The sequence below is a fragment of the Exiguobacterium sp. SH1S1 genome (assembly GCF_004337245.1).
Lineage (GTDB): Bacteria > Bacillota > Bacilli > Exiguobacteriales > Exiguobacteriaceae > Exiguobacterium > Exiguobacterium aurantiacum_A.
In genome coordinates this window covers 221463-236867 of the sequence record NZ_SJUZ01000002.1, presented here as the reverse complement: position 1 = coordinate 236867, position 15405 = coordinate 221463, and the positions used below count along the sequence as shown (strand labels likewise).

At 54.2% G+C, this 15405-nt stretch carries 17 protein-coding genes; 9 read left to right on the top strand and 8 right to left on the bottom strand.

The annotated features are described in order from the left end of the window. The first annotated feature begins 3 nt into the window (after positions 1–3). Positions 4–1275, top strand: coding sequence for a 2-oxoglutarate dehydrogenase complex dihydrolipoyllysine-residue succinyltransferase (gene odhB / locus EVJ23_RS07565; protein ID WP_131465583.1), 1272 nt, complete (start codon positions 4–6; stop codon positions 1273–1275). Positions 1276–1311: 36 nt separating this feature from the next. On the opposite strand, the gene EVJ23_RS07560 is transcribed toward odhB, so the two are convergent. Continuing rightward, positions 1312–2907, bottom strand: coding sequence for a diguanylate cyclase domain-containing protein (locus EVJ23_RS07560; protein ID WP_131465581.1), 1596 nt, complete (start codon positions 2905–2907; stop codon positions 1312–1314). A 153-nt stretch (positions 2908–3060) separates the two neighbouring features. Here EVJ23_RS07560 and EVJ23_RS07555 point away from each other — a divergent pair, with 153 nt between their 5' ends. The 4 genes from EVJ23_RS07555 (at position 3061) to EVJ23_RS07540 (ending at position 5925) form a co-directional block, all read left to right on the top strand. Continuing rightward, on the top strand, positions 3061–3732 hold the full coding sequence (locus EVJ23_RS07555) for a DsbA family protein (RefSeq protein WP_131465579.1): 672 nt from the start codon (positions 3061–3063) through the stop codon (positions 3730–3732). Then, a complete protein-coding gene (locus EVJ23_RS07550) occupies positions 3729–4148 on the top strand; it encodes a disulfide oxidoreductase (protein WP_070327791.1) in 420 nt (139 codons plus the stop codon). The genes EVJ23_RS07555 and EVJ23_RS07550 overlap by 4 nt, the downstream gene beginning before the upstream one ends. A gap of 4 nt (positions 4149–4152) precedes the next feature. Next, on the top strand, positions 4153–4740 hold the full coding sequence (locus EVJ23_RS07545) for an SCO family protein (protein ID WP_131465577.1): 588 nt from the start codon (positions 4153–4155) through the stop codon (positions 4738–4740). A 90-nt stretch (positions 4741–4830) separates the two neighbouring features. Further along, the gene (locus EVJ23_RS07540; RefSeq protein WP_236633728.1) at positions 4831–5925 is read left to right on the top strand and encodes an MBL fold metallo-hydrolase; all 1095 of its coding nucleotides are present in this window, start codon (positions 4831–4833) and stop codon (positions 5923–5925) included. Positions 5926–5950: 25 nt separating this feature from the next. On the opposite strand, the gene EVJ23_RS07535 is transcribed toward EVJ23_RS07540, so the two are convergent. Then, entirely contained in the window at positions 5951–7168 is a 1218-nt protein-coding gene (locus EVJ23_RS07535) for an MFS transporter (RefSeq protein ID WP_131465575.1), read from the bottom strand. A 172-nt stretch (positions 7169–7340) separates the two neighbouring features. Here EVJ23_RS07535 and relB point away from each other — a divergent pair, with 172 nt between their 5' ends. Next, positions 7341–7562: a type II toxin-antitoxin system RelB family antitoxin gene (relB, locus tag EVJ23_RS07530; protein ID WP_131465573.1), complete on the top strand. Its 222-nt coding sequence runs from the start codon at positions 7341–7343 to the stop codon at positions 7560–7562. A gap of 62 nt (positions 7563–7624) precedes the next feature. Here the strand turns inward: relB and EVJ23_RS07525 are convergent, their stop codons facing one another. Beyond that, the gene (locus EVJ23_RS07525) at positions 7625–8320 is read right to left on the bottom strand and encodes a DsbA family oxidoreductase (protein WP_131465571.1); all 696 of its coding nucleotides are present in this window, start codon (positions 8318–8320) and stop codon (positions 7625–7627) included. A gap of 86 nt (positions 8321–8406) precedes the next feature. Continuing rightward, positions 8407–9051 (bottom strand): PAQR family membrane homeostasis protein TrhA, encoded by a 645-nt coding sequence (gene trhA / locus EVJ23_RS07520; protein WP_070327786.1) that lies wholly within the window; start codon positions 9049–9051, stop codon positions 8407–8409. Between the two features lie 125 nt (positions 9052–9176). On the opposite strand from trhA, the gene EVJ23_RS07515 reads away from it, so the two are divergent. Then, entirely contained in the window at positions 9177–9701 is a 525-nt protein-coding gene (locus EVJ23_RS07515) for a DUF1836 domain-containing protein (protein WP_131465569.1), read from the top strand. A 42-nt stretch (positions 9702–9743) separates the two neighbouring features. Here the strand turns inward: EVJ23_RS07515 and EVJ23_RS07510 are convergent, their stop codons facing one another. The 4 genes from EVJ23_RS07510 to EVJ23_RS07495 all read right to left on the bottom strand — a co-directional run bounded on the left by EVJ23_RS07510 (position 9744) and on the right by EVJ23_RS07495 (position 12473). Next, entirely contained in the window at positions 9744–10022 is a 279-nt protein-coding gene (locus EVJ23_RS07510; protein ID WP_131457522.1) for a hypothetical protein, read from the bottom strand. 14 nt (positions 10023–10036) lie between these two features. Continuing rightward, positions 10037–10651, bottom strand: a complete 615-nt coding sequence (locus EVJ23_RS07505; RefSeq protein WP_131457520.1) for a PH domain-containing protein — start codon at positions 10649–10651, stop codon at positions 10037–10039. Positions 10652–10664: 13 nt separating this feature from the next. Further along, positions 10665–11498: an aldo/keto reductase gene (locus EVJ23_RS07500; RefSeq protein ID WP_131457518.1), complete on the bottom strand. Its 834-nt coding sequence runs from the start codon at positions 11496–11498 to the stop codon at positions 10665–10667. Between the two features lie 63 nt (positions 11499–11561). Next, a complete protein-coding gene (locus tag EVJ23_RS07495) occupies positions 11562–12473 on the bottom strand; it encodes an MBL fold metallo-hydrolase (RefSeq protein WP_131465567.1) in 912 nt (303 codons plus the stop codon). Between the two features lie 366 nt (positions 12474–12839). On the opposite strand from EVJ23_RS07495, the gene abc-f reads away from it, so the two are divergent. Beyond that, a complete protein-coding gene (abc-f, locus tag EVJ23_RS07490) occupies positions 12840–14537 on the top strand; it encodes a ribosomal protection-like ABC-F family protein (RefSeq protein ID WP_131465565.1) in 1698 nt (565 codons plus the stop codon). 12 nt (positions 14538–14549) lie between these two features. Beyond that, positions 14550–15323 (top strand): hypothetical protein, encoded by a 774-nt coding sequence (locus EVJ23_RS07485; protein ID WP_131465563.1) that lies wholly within the window; start codon positions 14550–14552, stop codon positions 15321–15323. Positions 15324–15405: the final 82 nt, after the last annotated feature.

Here is a 15405-nt window from a genome sequence, read left to right as displayed (position 1 = left end):
ATTGTGATCGAAATTAAAGTACCGGAATTAGCAGAGTCCATTACGGAAGGAACGGTCGCGTCTTGGCTCAAGCAGCCAGGCGACCATGTTGAAAAAGGGGAGGCCATCGTCGAGCTCGAGACAGACAAAGTCAACATCGAAGTGCCGTCCGATGAGTCGGGAACGTTAGAAGAACAACTCGCCGGGGAAGGCGACACGGTCCAAGTCGGTCAAGTCATCGCCCGCTTAAGTTCAGGTTCAGCCGGCGGCACGGCCGTCGCGACGAAGACGAAGACGGAAGCAGCGACAGAAGCTGCTCCGGCTCCAGCCGAGACGAAAACAGAAAAAGTCGGCGAAGCGAAAAAAGTCGAGCGTCGTGAAGAGCACGTAGCAAGCCCAGGTAAAGGCCCGATCGCTACACCGGCGGCACGCAAGCTCGCTCGTGAGCGCGGGATCGACCTCTCGGCCGTTCAGACGAACGACCCGATCGGCCGCATCAACGTCCATGACGTGTCGAACCACAACGCAACACCGACTCCAAAGCCAGAAGCACCGAAAGCACCGGCTGCGGCACCACAACCGGTCGCGAGCGGCAAAGACGAAGAGCGCATCAAGATGACGCGTCGTCGTCAAACGATCGCGAGCCGTCTCGTCGAAGTCCAACAGACGGCGGCGATGCTCACGACGTTCAACGAGATCGACATGACGGCGGTCATGGCGCTCCGGAAACGTCGCCAAGAGAAGTTCATTAAAGATAACGACGTCAAACTCGGCTTCATGTCGTTCTTCACGAAAGCGGCCGTCGCGGCTCTAAAACGGATGCCGTATTTGAACGCTGAGATTCAAGGCAACGAGATCGTCTTGAAGAAATATTACGACATCGGCATCGCCGTATCGGCACCGGACGGACTCGTCGTCCCGGTCGTCCGGGAAGCGGACCGTAAAAACTTTGGCGAGATCGAGAAGGATATCATCCATCTTGCCGACAAGGCGCGCAACAATAAGCTCGGGCTTAGCGACCTGACTGGCGGCACGTTCACGATCACGAACGGCGGCGTGTTCGGTTCACTCTTATCGACACCGATCTTGAACGGACCGCAAGTCGCTATCCTCGGAATGCACACGATCCAACTTCGTCCGATCGCAATCGACGCCGAGACGATTGAGAACCGTCCGATGATGTACGTGGCGCTCTCATACGACCACCGCATCGTCGACGGTCGTGAGGCCGTGACGTTCCTCAAACACATTAAAGATATGATTGAAGATCCAGAACAGTTGTTGTTCGAAGCGTAAAAAAAAGGTCCATGTCGCAAGTGACATGGACCTTTCTTATGCAAGCAGCGTCTCATCGAGCGTGATCTGGTTCTTGCCGCTCGCTTTCGAGCGGTAGAGCGCCTGGTCGGCCCGTTCGATGGTGAGATGCGGCGGCGTGTTTGAATGCCAGAGCGCAGCGCCGATACTCACACCGACAGTAGCCGTCCCGCCGTCAAACGATACGGGTGCGGACAACGCGGCGATGGCATCTTCCCCGATCTGCTGGACGTCGCGGTCACTTCGGTTGTTTCGTTCGAACAGAAGGAAGAACTCATCTCCGCTCAATCGGACCGGGTATAGCCCTTCGAGAGGCAGTTGCTTCAGCCGGTCGGCGATCTCGACTAGCACTTCGTCGCCTGACGCGTGCCCGTACGTATCGTTGACTGCTTTAAAGCCGTCAAGGTCGATATAGAAGCAGATATAGTCGTTCGTTGTCAGTTGTGCGTCATTCAAGTACTGACGGAGCGCCGTCCGGTTGGCAAGACCGGTCAATACATCGTGGTTAGCGAGTGATTCGAAGCGGACCCGTTCGGTCTCTGAATTGGTCAGCGACGTGACGAGTGACTCAAGGGCGAACGCGAGCGACTCGATCTCATGGATGCCGGATTGATGCGGGAACGTCTTCGCTTTTCCTTGCTTCATGAGCGTCGCCGTCTCAGTGATTTTTTGCAGTGGCCGCGTCACGAACAAGGCGAGCAGCCAACCGAGCAGGGCGGTCACGATCGAGGCGACGAGACCGATCCATAAGATGTTGTTTTGCAGCGACGTGACGGGGGCGAACGCCACGTCGACCGGTTGCCGGACGACGACACTCCAGCCGAGACCGGCGTAGTCGCCGTACCCTTCTCCGATAGCGACACCGGTCAAGTATGACGTTCCATCTGCCCACGTCTCGACGTGCCAACCGTCTTCGAGCGTCGTCGGGAGCGTTGTTCCGACGAGATGATCGGGACCGAGCAGCACGGTGTTGTCACGTCCACTGACGACGAACATGTCGGTATAGTCCGACTGATGGTGCAACGTGCGGTTAAAGTGCTGGAGCACTTCTTCTCCCCATTCCCAGCTCAGGTGGGTCGCCAAGACGCCTTTAAATTCACCGTCGCGCACGATTGGGACGCTGATGTCGACGAATTGGAGAGGTTCTCCACTCGGATTCGGGAGTTTTTCAGCGAGGAGAACGGCCTCGTGGACGTCCCCGATGAACGGTTGTTGTTGCGCTTCCGAGAAGACCGGACGTTCGGCGATCGACATCCCTTCTAAAATCCCGTCCGTCGAGGCGGTGACAGTCCCCGATGCATCGGTCACCCCCATCCACGAGAAAGCAGGGATGTTCGTTTGGACCTCATCGAGAAGGGCCCGGCTTTCGCGCGGTTCGTTCAAGGCGTCGAGTCCTTGGAGCAATTGGACTTCCTGATAGCGCGACCACATATAAAAGTCGAGCTTATCGACGAGCTGGTGCGATGTCGTCGACAGACGTTCCCCGATCTCTTGTTCAAGCGACGCGGCCGATCGCTCGCTGATCGTATACGTTAAGGCGAGTGTTAGAATAAAGACGAGACTGGCAATGCTGAGTGCCAAGATTAACCCGAGGCGCATCGAGAACGATTTCATAAATAGTTCCTCCTACAATAAACATTCACTTTATTCATCGTCAAAATATGGACGACTTGAAGCAAAGTCGGTAATAAACAAGTCGATTTCGTGGAATCGGATAGCGCTTTCGCTATAATGAAAGACGAATCGATAAAAATAGAGGTGAGACGAATGAAACAAAATCAAGCATTGGTCGTCGGGACGCTCATCGCGGTCGCACTCATCGCGGTCGTGGTCGTTCTCTTGAACCGACCGGCCGAGCAGGCAGAGACGGCGGCGCCGGCTACGAGCGAGCACGTGCCGACAGACGGGCAACCGACGCTCGGGGAAGCGGACGCACCGGTCTCGGTCGTCGAGTTCGGGGACTACAAATGTCCGTCTTGTAAACAATGGGGCGAGACGATCTATCCGCAGCTAAAGGCGGACTATATCGATACGGGTGACGCGAGCTTCAGCTATATCAACGTCTTGTTCCACGGACAAGAGTCGATTTTGGCGTCACTCGCTTCAGAATCGGTCTATAAGCAAGACCCGGATGCGTTCTGGGACTTCCATAAGGCACTCTATGACGCGCAACCGGCGAGCCAGCAGCACGACGAGGCGTGGGTCACGGTCGAGCGATTGAAGCAGATCGCAGGCGAGACGACGTCGGTCGACATGGCGAAGTTTGAAGACGACTTGAGTGAAAACTCGAGCGTGCTTGAACAGGTGAGTCTAGATGACGGATTCGTCAAAGAATACGGGGTCCAGTTCACGCCGTCGATCATGATCAACGGCGTCATGCTAGAAGACCCGTTCGACTATGAGGCGATCGAACGATTGATTGAACAAGGGGCACCATGAAGCAGTCGTTCTTGAGCCGCTACGGCTTGTATCTCGCTTGGCTCGTCGCGCTTACGGCGACGCTCGGCAGTTTATACTTCAGTGAGATTCGCGAGTTCGTCCCGTGCGAACTGTGCTGGATCCAACGTATCTTCATGTATCCACTCGTCTTCGTGCTCGGTATGGCTGTATTCACGAACGATCGTCAAGTGAAGAAATATGTATTGCCGCTAGCAATCGGCGGCGGTATGATTTCACTTTACCATTATCTCGTGCAAAAAGTACCCGGTTTTGCCGACATCAAACCGTGTGTCGAAGGCGTGCCGTGTAACGTGCAGTACATCAACTGGTTCGGCTTCGTGACGATCCCGTTCCTCGCGCTCACGGCGTTCACACTCATCACGCTATTATTGCTCAACATAAAAACGGACAAGTAAGGGGATGGAACGTTTGAAAAAATGGATGCTGATCGGGCTTATGAGTTTACTCACTGTGCTCGCCGCTTGCGGCAATGAGATCGAAGACCCGCTCAACTGGGAGATTGAATCGTTCGACTATATGAACCAGGACGAGGAGATGGTCAGTCTCGACGACTTGAAAGGGAAAGTGTGGATGGCCGACTTCGTGTTCACGAACTGTGAGACGGTTTGCCCACCGATGACGTACAACATGACGAAGCTGAATGAAGCGCTCATCGAAGAAGGCGTCGAGGACGTCCAGTTCGTGTCGTTCAGCGTCGACCCGACCGTCGACACACCGGATAAGATTAAACAGTTCATGTCCGGGTATGACTTGGCGCAAGCCGACTGGCAGTTCTTGACCGGCTATTCGCAAGACGAGATCGAGGCGTTCGCGCAACAGAACTTCAAGGCGCTCGTCCGCAAGCCCGACGAAGGCACGCAAGTCGATCACGCGACTTGGTTCTATCTCGTCGATCAAGACGGAAAAATCGTCAAGGCGTACCAAGGGTTCCAAGACGTACCGATCGAGGATATCGTCAACGATATTAAAATTTTACAGAAATCTTGAGGGCGACGCGATGTCGTCCTTTTTTGCGTATTCAAAAACAGGGGAATCCGGCATGTTGCCGTATAATAAGCAATAGAGGAGAGGATATTTTTGAAAAAAACACTACTCGTTTCATTGATGGGTTTGGCTGCTGTGACGGGTACAGCACTCACACAATATAAGCCACTCGGACGCAAGCCAAAAGCGCTCCAGTCGCCGAATCTTGTCAACGGCAAGTTCCGCAATCAGCTTGAGACACCGATGCGGTTTTCAAGCGATGATATGATCTCGATGTCGAAAGAATTTTTGCATCCGGACTCGCTCCGGAAGCCGAGCGTGCGGTTGCCGGTCGTCCCGATCGACTTCACCGAGACACTTGGCTCGAGCTTCACCCGCATCTATTGGCTCGGCCATTCAGCGATGCTCGTTCAAATGGACGGCAAGACGATGCTCGTCGATCCGATGTTCGGCCGGAGTCCGTCACCGCTCCCGTTCGCGAAGAATGAACGGTTCAGCGAGGACTTGCCGTTCGAGCTCGACGATTTGCCGTCAATCGACGTCGTCTTGCTGACGCATGACCATTACGACCATTTGGACTATGCGACGATTCAAGCGATCAAAGACAAAGTCGCCATGTTCATCGTCCCGCTCGGCGTCGGCAGCCATTTGAAACGTTGGGGCGTCGGGGCCGAACGCATCGTCGAACGCGATTGGGGCGATACGTATCAGTTCGGGACGTGGACGTTCGTCTGTGCGCCGGCCCGTCACTTCTCGGGTCGATCGCTCACCGACCGCAATGCGACGCTTTGGGCGTCATGGGTCGTCATCGGTGAGACGGACCGCTTGTTCTTTAGCGGCGACGGCGGTTACGGTCCTCACTTTAAAGATATTGGGGACGAGTACGGACCGTTCGATTTCGCGGCACTCGAATGCGGGCAATACGATGAGCGTTGGCCGGATGTGCACATGCAGCCACGAGAGACGGCTCAGGCGTTCCGCGACGTGCGGGCCGATAAGATGTTGCCGATCCATTGGGGCGCGTTCACGCTATCGTTCCACGCCTGGTACGACCCGGCCGAACAGATGACGCAGTTGTTGCCGCAAGAACACGTACTTACTCCGATGATCGGGGAACGGATCACGCTCGACGGACGCAACGACACAAACACGTGGTGGCGTGACATCGAGGACATGAACAAGCGCTGACCGAATTCGGTCAGCGCTTGTTTTGTTAGGACGAGATCCGTTCGGTCTCGTCCGTTTCGATATAAAGCTTGTGTTTCCGCGTATAGACGAGGAAGGAAGCGGTCATCGCGATTGAACTTACCCCGAACAAGACGACCATGAGCTGCAGACCGATCAAGTCGAGGAAGAAGCCGGTGACGAGCAGAACGACTTGAAAGACGATGCGGTCGAGCATGTTCCGGAACGAGAAGAAGCGTCCGTGATAGTCTTTCGGCATCCGCGTCTGGAAAATCGTCACCGCGGTCGGGAAGAAACAACCGACCGAGAAGCCGAACAAGACGAACGCTGCGATCGAGACGACTGGGATGTCGGCGAAGTACAGCATGAGCTGAGCGATCCCGATCAAAAACGAGAACGTGAACAAGATTGAGAATACGGAGAACTTCTCACCGATCCGTTTGATGACGAACGCGCCGACCATGAAGGCGATCCCTTCCGCCGTATAAATCCAGCCTTTGATCGCGGTCGAATCTTGCAGCTCGCTAATGTTGATGACGAGCAGGTTGAACCCGCCGATGAAGAGGAGCGGGATGAGCGTCATGACGAGCGTCATGAAGATGACCGGGATCGACTTGATGATCGGGAAGACGTCCTTGAATCCGCCTGACGACTTTGTATCGACTTTTCGGGCGGACGGTGTCGTCGTCTCGTCGATGTTCAAGAACCACGTCGCGACAGCGAGCAACAAGTAGGCGACGAGCGAGAGCGCATAGACGTCCCGCAGTGAGATGAGCGTGAGCAGAATCCCGGCGATGGCCGTTCCGATGACCCGGGACAGCGTGGAGACGTTCATATGGACCCCGTTCAAGGCGAGCAGCTCGCGTTCCTTGACGATGAGCGGGATCGCTGCTTGGAGCGCTGGGAAGTAAAACGCGGCCGACCCTTGCAAGAAGACGAGGAAGACGACCATCCACAGGACGCTTCCCGTCTCGATGGCGACGAACATGAAGAGGACGCTGAGCGCCCGGACGATGCTCGAGATGAGCATGATTTTCTTTTTCGAGCCCTGATCGGTGAGACGACCGGCGAGCGGTCCGATGGCGACGCCAGCGAGCAGCCCCCCGGCGAGGATGAGCGCCTTGACGAAGTCGGACGGGACTTTCTCCTGCATGAACTCCAAGTTGCCGATGATGCCGAGCCAAAGCCCGAGACCGGCGACGAACTCCCCGGTCAAGATGATCCAGACGTTCCGATTTTTCCACATATGTTAAGTCCTCGATTCTTATCAGTTAATAATAATTATGCTCGAGAATGATTCATTAAGCCACAAAAAAGAAGCCGAGATTCGACTTCTTCTCCCATTCATTGATTCATGCGAACTGATTATATAAACACTATGATTTCGTAATACAATGTGTGTAAAGGAGGGTGATTGTATGGGAACGATATCTGTGCGACTCAATAAGGAAGACGAACTTCTCATTAGAGAGTATGCGAAAACAAAAAATCTTACCCTCTCTATGCTTGTTCGGGAAGCTGTCCTAGAACGAATAGAAGATGAATTAGACATAGTGCTTTATCATGAATCAATGAGTGCACATCAAGAACATTCTGAAGCAGTTTCATTCGAGGCCATGCTAAAGGATTTGCAAACTTAGATTAAACCTAAAAAAGCATTCGTCCGTATTCAGACGAATGCTTCTCTGTCGTTCTTTTGAAGTCAAATATCGCAGTTATCGTCCGTGCACGTCGCGCCACCCGAGAGCACTTGAAGCGTCGGTGCCGATTCGGCCCACGTCTTCTCAAGTACTTGCGTGAACGCCTCGGTCGGCTGGGCGCCGGAGACGCCGTACTTCCCGTCAAAGACGAAGAACGGGACACCGGTGATGCCGAGATCGCTCGCGCGTCTTTCTTCAGCACGAACCTCTTCCGTGTATACGTCTGAAGCGAGCACGTCTTTCACGGCGTCAGCATCGAGCCCGACGCTTGTCGCGATCTCGACGAGGACGTCGTGGTCGCCGATATGTTTCGCCTCGATGAAGTACGCTTTGAGGAGCGCTTCCGACAGTTCCTTCTCTTTACCGACCGTCTTCGCATAGTGCGTCAACCGGTGCGAGTCGAGCGTGCCGGTGACGACCATGTTGTCAAAGTCATAGTCGAGTCCGACCGATTGAGCTTGAGCGGCGACTTGGGCCGTCGTTGTTTTCGCCTGCTCGAGCGGCATGCTGTATTTCTTCGCGAGCACTTCATAAATCGAACGTGAATCGGTCGTCGGGGCGTTCGGGTCGAGTTCGAAGCTCTTAAACTCCACTTCGACCTTGTCCGCGTGTGGGAACTGTTCGAGTGCTTCTTCTAGACGGCGCTTACCGATATAACAGAACGGACAGACGTAATCTGACCAAACTTCAATTTTCATAGTGAATCCCTCCTACAGTCAGTGTAGGATGTCTTGAAATTGAAGTAAATGAATGTGCTCACAAAAAAAGCCCTCACGAGGAGGACTTAAAAGACGTACCAGAACACGCAGACGAAGTGGGCAAAGCTGCCGAACAAGATGAACAAGTGGAACACCTCGTGGAAGCCCCAACCGCGCCAGTTGACGAACTTCGGCTTGAAGCCGTAGATGAGACCGCCGACCGTGTACATGAAGCCTCCGAGCAAGAGCCAAAAGATGCCGCCGTTGCCGATCACGCTATGGAGCGGTCCGATGAAGAAGACCGACAGCCAGCCCATACCGATGTAGAGAGCAGTCGACAAGAAGCGTGGGGCGTGGAACCAGACAAGTTTGAAGATGATGCCGAACAAGGCGAGGACGTGGACGATACCGAACAGCACCCAGCGCATCGGGCTTTCGAGCGCGAGCAGTGTGAGCGGGGCGTATGTCCCGGCGATCAAGGCGTAAATCATCGCATGATCGATTCGTCGGAAGAACGCGATGACTTTCGGCGAAGCGATGATGCTGTGGTACAAGCCAGACGACAGGTAAAGAAAGACGAGACTGATTCCGAACAAAATCGCCGCCATGATGGCGAGCGGTGAGCCGAGCAGTGACGCTTTCACCGTCATCGCGATCAAGGCGATGAAGGCGAGTACCGCTCCGGCGAGATGGGTCAGCGCGTTAATAGGTTCCCGAAAAATCGAATTCATGCAAAAACACTCCTTATGACGTCATGTAGTATCCATAACTACATGATAAGCGGTATGGGCAAGAAGAACAAGGTTTTTGTTTCGACAAACGACGATTGTCCGTATACTGAAAGTGAGGTGATTCGATGAAACCGAACGAGATTGTACGGACGGAAGGCACGCTCCCGAAAGCGGTATTGCCGACGATCGACTTATACATGGACCAAGTCATCCAACTATTCGAGCAACATTACGGCAAGATGAAACGTAATGAAGACGAGACGATCTTGACGAAGACGATGATCAACAACTACGCCAAAGGCAAGTTGTTCCATCCCGTCAAAAACAAGAAGTACACGAACGAGCATTTGATGCTACTAAGCCTGATTTACGAGATGAAAGGGCTGTTGTCGATCAACGACATCAAAGAGACGCTCCGGCCGCTGAATGAATCGGACGAAGCGTTCTCGCTCGAAGACTTTTATGACGCCTATCAAGCTCAGAAAGAACAAAACTTGCAGGCGTTCGAGACGCAAGCCGAGACGCTGCTCGCGAACGTGAAAGCGACTGAAGCGAGTGAAATCCAACAGTCGCTCGCCATTGCCTCGGCCGTGCATATGAGCCACTTGTACCAACGGCTCGCCGAACGTTTGATTGACGAAAGTAAATAAAAATGTCCCCTAGACTCCGTTTGTAGTCTAGGGGACATTTTGTCATTTTAGATGTTCGCGTTCGAAGCGCTCACCTTTGTTGTACATTTTAACGACGAGAAGTGGTGCTAAATAACTGATGGTCACAAGAATGAAAAGCGTCCATAAGAGATTATAATCTAACATTAGACGCTCATACGTGAACGACAAAAACAAAATGACGGTGATATGAACTAACGGGTGGAGGTTCCTGAGCAAGGCGTTGAGCACACTACTGATGAATACAGTCAAAATCACGAGCATGAACAAGAAAAACGCAATCAACAACCACATGTAGTCCATACGTCACCACCAAGTTAATTATTGATGTACTTCTCGAACACGTCACCGAAATCTTTCCGGTTCCATTCGTGATAGTGGCCTTGGAGCCAGTCGAACGATTGTTGCGACAAGTCTTTGAACGTCGTCGCGACGTTCATGTCCCCTTGACGGAGGCCGCTCAGAACTGACACGGAATGCGTGAGCGACGCGTTGGCGAACTCGAGCATTTTCCGGCCTTCACGCTGTTTATCGGCGATGGCGAGGAGTGATTTGTACAAGTCTTTGACGTGCTCGATTTGCTTTTTGTTTACGTCGATCGAGTATGGCTTATCGCCGATTGTGAACTTGATCTCAACGTCTAAGTCGACCGTGCCGGCCGTCTCGAACATGACGTGTTGGAGCGGATGTTGCGCGTACGGATAACGATACAAGACGCGCTTCGAACTGATGGCGCTCGCGCCGTCGAGATGGATCATCGCGAGGTTCGTGAAGCAGTACTCATCCGATTTCGACTTGATCAAGAAGTAAATCTTCTCGTTGTCCTCATGTAAGACGTAATCGTCGGCATCGGCCTTGTCGAAGTCTTTCGGGTCGATGACTTCACCGATATCGCTAAAGCCTGTCAAATCAGAAGCTAGTTTTTTGAACATGTACAGTCTCTCCTCAGTAGTGGATTTTGTGCATCTCGACCGGGTCGGACCCGGTCCGCTCGTTCCGGTTGAGTCCGTCGATCGCTGCCATGTCTTCTTTCGTCAACGTGAAGTCGAATACCTGTATGTTTTCACGAATCCGACTCGGTGTGACCGATTTCGGGATGACGGCGACACCGTTTTGAAGATGCCAGCGCAAGATGACTTGGGCCGGGGACTTGCCGTACTTGCTCGCGATGTCGACGATCGTCGCATCCTCGAGCGCCTCACGACCTTTCATGAGCGGACTCCACGCTTGGATCTGGATGTCGTAGCGCTTGCAGTACGCGATCAATTCTTTTTGGGACAAGTATGGGTGGATCTCAACTTGATTCACCGCCGGTACGATCGCACACGATTGGATGATCTGTTCGAGGTGTTGAATCTCGAAGTTCGAGACGCCGATGGCCCGTACTTTGCCTTCCTCATACAATTGCTCGAGCGCTTTGTACGTCTCGACGAACTTACCGAAGCGCGGCATCGGCCAATGGATCAAGAACAAGTCGACATAATCGAGACCGAGTCGGTCGAGGCTGTCTTGAAACGCCTGGAGCGCCTCGTCGTAGCCGTGAAACTCGTTCCACAGCTTCGTCGTCACGAAGATGTCTTCGCGCGGGACGCTCGACTCACGGATCGCCTGCCCGACGCTCTCTTCGTTCTGATAGATGGCGGCCGTGTCGATCAACCGGTAGCCGGCGTCGAGTGCCGCCTTGACCGTGTCGACCGTGACCGTCCCGTCTTCAACTTTGTACACGCCGAGCCCGAGCATCGGCAGTTTCACATCATTATTGAGTGTTGTCCATTCCATAATTTGATTCCCTCCCTCTCACATCTAACGTTACCGAAAATCACGACAAAGTGAAAGCGAAACCTACAGCCGAATGCTTTCTCCGTGCGCCTTAATCACGATTTGATCGCGTTCGAGTTTGGCCGCGGCGACGAGGCGGTCATACGGCTCCTCGACCGGCTCGTATGATAAGACGAACGTGTCCCAGTGCATCGGGAAGAACCGTTTCGCTCCGCTCTGTTTGAACATCGTCCACGCTTGCTCCGGGGTGCAGTGCGCTTCCTGGAACGAGTCCGGTTGATACGCACCGATCGGGAAGAAGGCGAGGTCGATCGGTTCTTTGTTCGCGAGCCCGTTGAACGCTTCGGTGTACGCCGTGTCGCCGGCGAACAGCATACGGACGCCTTTATATTTCAAGACGTAGCCGTTATAGCCCATATGTTTGTCCCACGGGAAGCGGTTGCCCCAATGCGCGACCGGGATCGCTTGGACGTTGAGTCCGTTCGCGAGTGTCAACTTGTCGTGCGGATGCATCTCGAGAGTCTGTAGGCTCGGATAGTGACGCAACAGTTTGCTCGTCCCCGGTGCCGAGATGACGACCGTGTCACGGGTGATGAGCCGCTTCAAACTTTTATGGTCGAAGTGGTCCATATGGGCGTGGCTGAGCAAGATGACGTCGACGTGACCGATCTCTTCGATCGAGAGGGCAGGGGCGGTATGCCGTTTCATGCCGAACGTGACGGGACCGACGTGGACACCGATCCGTTTTGAGAATACCGGGTCGGTCAAAATTTTGAGGCCGTACCAATGGATGAGCACGGTCGAGTGGCCGATCCACGTGGCGCTCACGCTCGTCTCGTCGAAAATGGACAAGTCCGGTTTGATCGGCGCCTCTTTAAAGTCAGGACGCGGTAACCGCTGTTTCAGTCGTGTATAAAAGAACGTGCCGACGCTTGCCAAGACAGCGCTCGGGACGAGTAAGTTGCGTAATTTCATGTGAGTCACCTCGTTATATAGGATAGTTTCATCTTAACGCTGACGACTAAGACATGCATCCGCCCATAGGCGTAGAAACGATGGGAGATTGTGGGTTTGCCGGTTGCGAATCCGCTTACATTTTGGTAAGGTGGCAGTAGATTAGGAAAGGAAGGTACCGCGTGCTATGAAAAAGTCACACTCACTCAACTGATGAAACGAATCATCACTGTTCGTCTGAACAGTCACGGGTGAAGTGTGTCCAATCTCAAGCTGCGGGGTGACCCTTTTTTTCCGCTTGACCGGAGATCTTCACACCATCGCTTTCTAGCGAATGGTGTTTTTTGTTTCATCGCGTATCGGACAAACAAGCGAGGTGAGACAACTATGTTATCTGTACATCAAGTCCGGTTCGACTACGACCAGCAACCGCTATTTGACAGCGTCTCGTTCGACGTGTCAACAGGCGAACGGGCCGTCTTGTTCGGCCAAAACGGGTCAGGGAAGACGACGTTGTTCAAATTGCTCGTCGGTAAACTGAGCCCTCAGGCCGGTCGAATCGAAGTAGCCGGAAAAGTCGGTGTCGTCGAACAGACCGTGTCCGTTGGGGATGGGACGACGCTCGCGTACGTCATGAAAGGTGACAGCGAACGGTTCCGTTTGTACGAAGAAGTCACATCAGGCGACACGGAGCGCGTGCTCGCGGTGTATGACGAGGCGATGGCGTGTGACGCTTTCGGACTCGAGGCCGAGGCGAACCAAGCGTTGAAACGAATCGGCATGGATGGAATGGGATTAAGACGGCTTTCTGACTTGAGCGGCGGCGAACAGACGCGGGCACAATTGGCCCGGCTCATGATGCGTCACGTCGACGTCGTCTTGCTCGACGAGCCGACGAATCATCTCGACGTCGACTCGATCGACTGGCTGACGCGCTGGGTGCGTGAGTTTCCGGGCACGGTGCTCGCCATCTCCCACGACCGCCAGTTCATCGATGACGTCGCAACGGTCATCCTTGAACTGAGTGACGGCGAGGTCGTCCGCTATCCGGGCAACTATAGCGCCTATAAGCAGCAAAAAGCCGAGGAACGGGTGCGTGACGAGCGGGCCCACGCGCGCTATGTGGCGCGCAAGTCGGAACTGCTCGATATGATCGCCCAGTACAAAGGCTGGCACTTGAAGGCGAAAGCGACGGCGAGCGTCCGCAGTCCTGGTGCCCAGAAAGGAGCGGCGAATCTTGCCGTCAAGATGAAAGCAAGGCAACGAAAACTCGACCAGCTCGAACAAGGGCGTCCCGACAAACCGAAAGACGCGGCTCGCGTTTCGGTCCGCTTCCAAGCGGAACCGCTTGAGGCGAAGACGTGGATCACGGTCGAGAACGTCGTGTTCGGGTATGACGAGCCGTTGTTCGAGCATCTTTCGTTCACGTTCAATCGGGGCGACCGTCTGTCGATCGTCGGACCGAACGGGAGCGGCAAGACGACGCTGTTGAAGCTGCTTTTAGGGCAGCTTGAGCCAAACGAGGGTGCTGTGCATCGCCATCCGAAACTGAAAATCGGCTACTTCTCACAGACGCTCGAACGGTTGCCCGAGGATGGGACGCTGCTCGACGCACTATTATCCGCGAGCGACATTCCGGAGACGGAAGCGCGGACGCTCCTGGCCCATTTCTTGTTCCGTCGTGACGACGTCTATAAACCGATGCGTGAGGCGAGCATGGGCGAGAAGTGTCGGATCGCATTCCTCATCCTTTATTTCTCAGACGCAGACATGCTCGCGCTTGATGAACCGACGAACTATTTAGACGTCGCGACACGCGAACAAATCGAGGCGGCCTTATCGATCTACCGGGGCGGTCTCATCCTCATCTCGCACGACCGGACGTTTCATCAGCTGACGGACCGGATGATCGAGCTCGGCGAGACGGTGCGAATTTTAGAAGCCGGACAAGACACGCCCCCCATCGACGTCGAAGCGACGATTCAGACGCTCGAGGCGCTGACGAATGACGAACAAAAATTTGTTGACGAGGCAGGAAACGTGAAGCCGTTTGACGAATCGGAACAGATGAGACGAAACGAGTAGGAGTGGAGAATAATGAAGAAAGAAGTTCGGTCATCACGGGCCGCGTCAAGGAAACGAAAACGGTTGTTACGGTTAGCGACGGCGGTCTTGTTGATCGCTTCATTGATCGGTGTCATCGCGTTCGCGGCGTACATCGATTCGCAAAAGCAGACGGCACTGCCTGAGTCGGACAACATCTCGACGGAAGAAGTCGATAGCGGGACAGAGGCGGAACCTGAAGAGGAAGCGACTGAAGAAGAGCCGAGTGAGGACGTCGTCTACATCGCGACGCCGTACACGAAAGTGTATGCTGATGATCGTGTGACCGTTCTATATGAGGCGGATCTTGGAGACCGGTTCGAACGGCTCGAAGCCGTCAGTGGATTCGTCAAACTTCAGTTGAACGACCGGACGACCGGATGGGTGACGGAAGAGCGCGTGACCGAGGAAGCGACTAGCGTCTCGGACGATGAAGTGGAACAGGCGTGGCAAACGGTCGTGCCGACGGCTTCAGCGTCTGCCTTGGACTGGCTCGGACAGGACGTGGCGACGGTCCGGTCGACACTCGGGGCACCGGCGTCCGTCCAGCGCGACCAAGTGAACGAGTACCACTTCTACAATGGCTTCTTTTTAATGGTGCGTGACCAACGAGTGAAAGCGATCGATTGGGACCGTCAGACGGCCGTGACGCCTGAACTTGAGGCGGCGAGCGCCCAAAGCGCGGGCAGTTGGTATGACGGGGAGACGCTTCAATTGAAGCTGTTCCCGTATAACGGGGTCATGCGGGTCCGAATTGAACAAAAGTAAATGCTGGCGTCGAGAGGGTGCATCCTGTCGGCGCTTCTTTTTTTGAATTCATTCAAACGAACGTTTGAATGATGGGGAGAAA

What these genes read in the sequence shown, in the direction of transcription:
- EVJ23_RS07560 (WP_131465581.1), bottom strand. Translation starts at nt 2,907, where the DNA reads ATGAAATCGTTCTCGATGCGCCTCGGGTTAATCTTGGCACTCAGCATT.
- EVJ23_RS07555 (WP_131465579.1), top strand. Translation starts at nt 3,061, where the DNA reads ATGAAACAAAATCAAGCATTGGTCGTCGGGACGCTCATCGCGGTCGCA.
- EVJ23_RS07550 (WP_070327791.1), top strand. Translation starts at nt 3,729, where the DNA reads ATGAAGCAGTCGTTCTTGAGCCGCTACGGCTTGTATCTCGCTTGGCTC.
- EVJ23_RS07545 (WP_131465577.1), top strand. Translation starts at nt 4,153, where the DNA reads ATGGAACGTTTGAAAAAATGGATGCTGATCGGGCTTATGAGTTTACTC.
- EVJ23_RS07535 (WP_131465575.1), bottom strand. Translation starts at nt 7,168, where the DNA reads ATGTGGAAAAATCGGAACGTCTGGATCATCTTGACCGGGGAGTTCGTC.
- relB (WP_131465573.1), top strand. Translation starts at nt 7,341, where the DNA reads ATGGGAACGATATCTGTGCGACTCAATAAGGAAGACGAACTTCTCATT.
- EVJ23_RS07525 (WP_131465571.1), bottom strand. Translation starts at nt 8,320, where the DNA reads ATGAAAATTGAAGTTTGGTCAGATTACGTCTGTCCGTTCTGTTATATC.
- trhA (WP_070327786.1), bottom strand. Translation starts at nt 9,051, where the DNA reads ATGAATTCGATTTTTCGGGAACCTATTAACGCGCTGACCCATCTCGCC.
- EVJ23_RS07515 (WP_131465569.1), top strand. Translation starts at nt 9,177, where the DNA reads ATGAAACCGAACGAGATTGTACGGACGGAAGGCACGCTCCCGAAAGCG.
- EVJ23_RS07510 (WP_131457522.1), bottom strand. Translation starts at nt 10,022, where the DNA reads ATGGACTACATGTGGTTGTTGATTGCGTTTTTCTTGTTCATGCTCGTG.
- EVJ23_RS07505 (WP_131457520.1), bottom strand. Translation starts at nt 10,651, where the DNA reads ATGTTCAAAAAACTAGCTTCTGATTTGACAGGCTTTAGCGATATCGGT.
- EVJ23_RS07500 (WP_131457518.1), bottom strand. Translation starts at nt 11,498, where the DNA reads ATGGAATGGACAACACTCAATAATGATGTGAAACTGCCGATGCTCGGG.
- EVJ23_RS07495 (WP_131465567.1), bottom strand. Translation starts at nt 12,473, where the DNA reads ATGAAATTACGCAACTTACTCGTCCCGAGCGCTGTCTTGGCAAGCGTC.
- abc-f (WP_131465565.1), top strand. Translation starts at nt 12,840, where the DNA reads ATGTTATCTGTACATCAAGTCCGGTTCGACTACGACCAGCAACCGCTA.
- EVJ23_RS07485 (WP_131465563.1), top strand. Translation starts at nt 14,550, where the DNA reads ATGAAGAAAGAAGTTCGGTCATCACGGGCCGCGTCAAGGAAACGAAAA.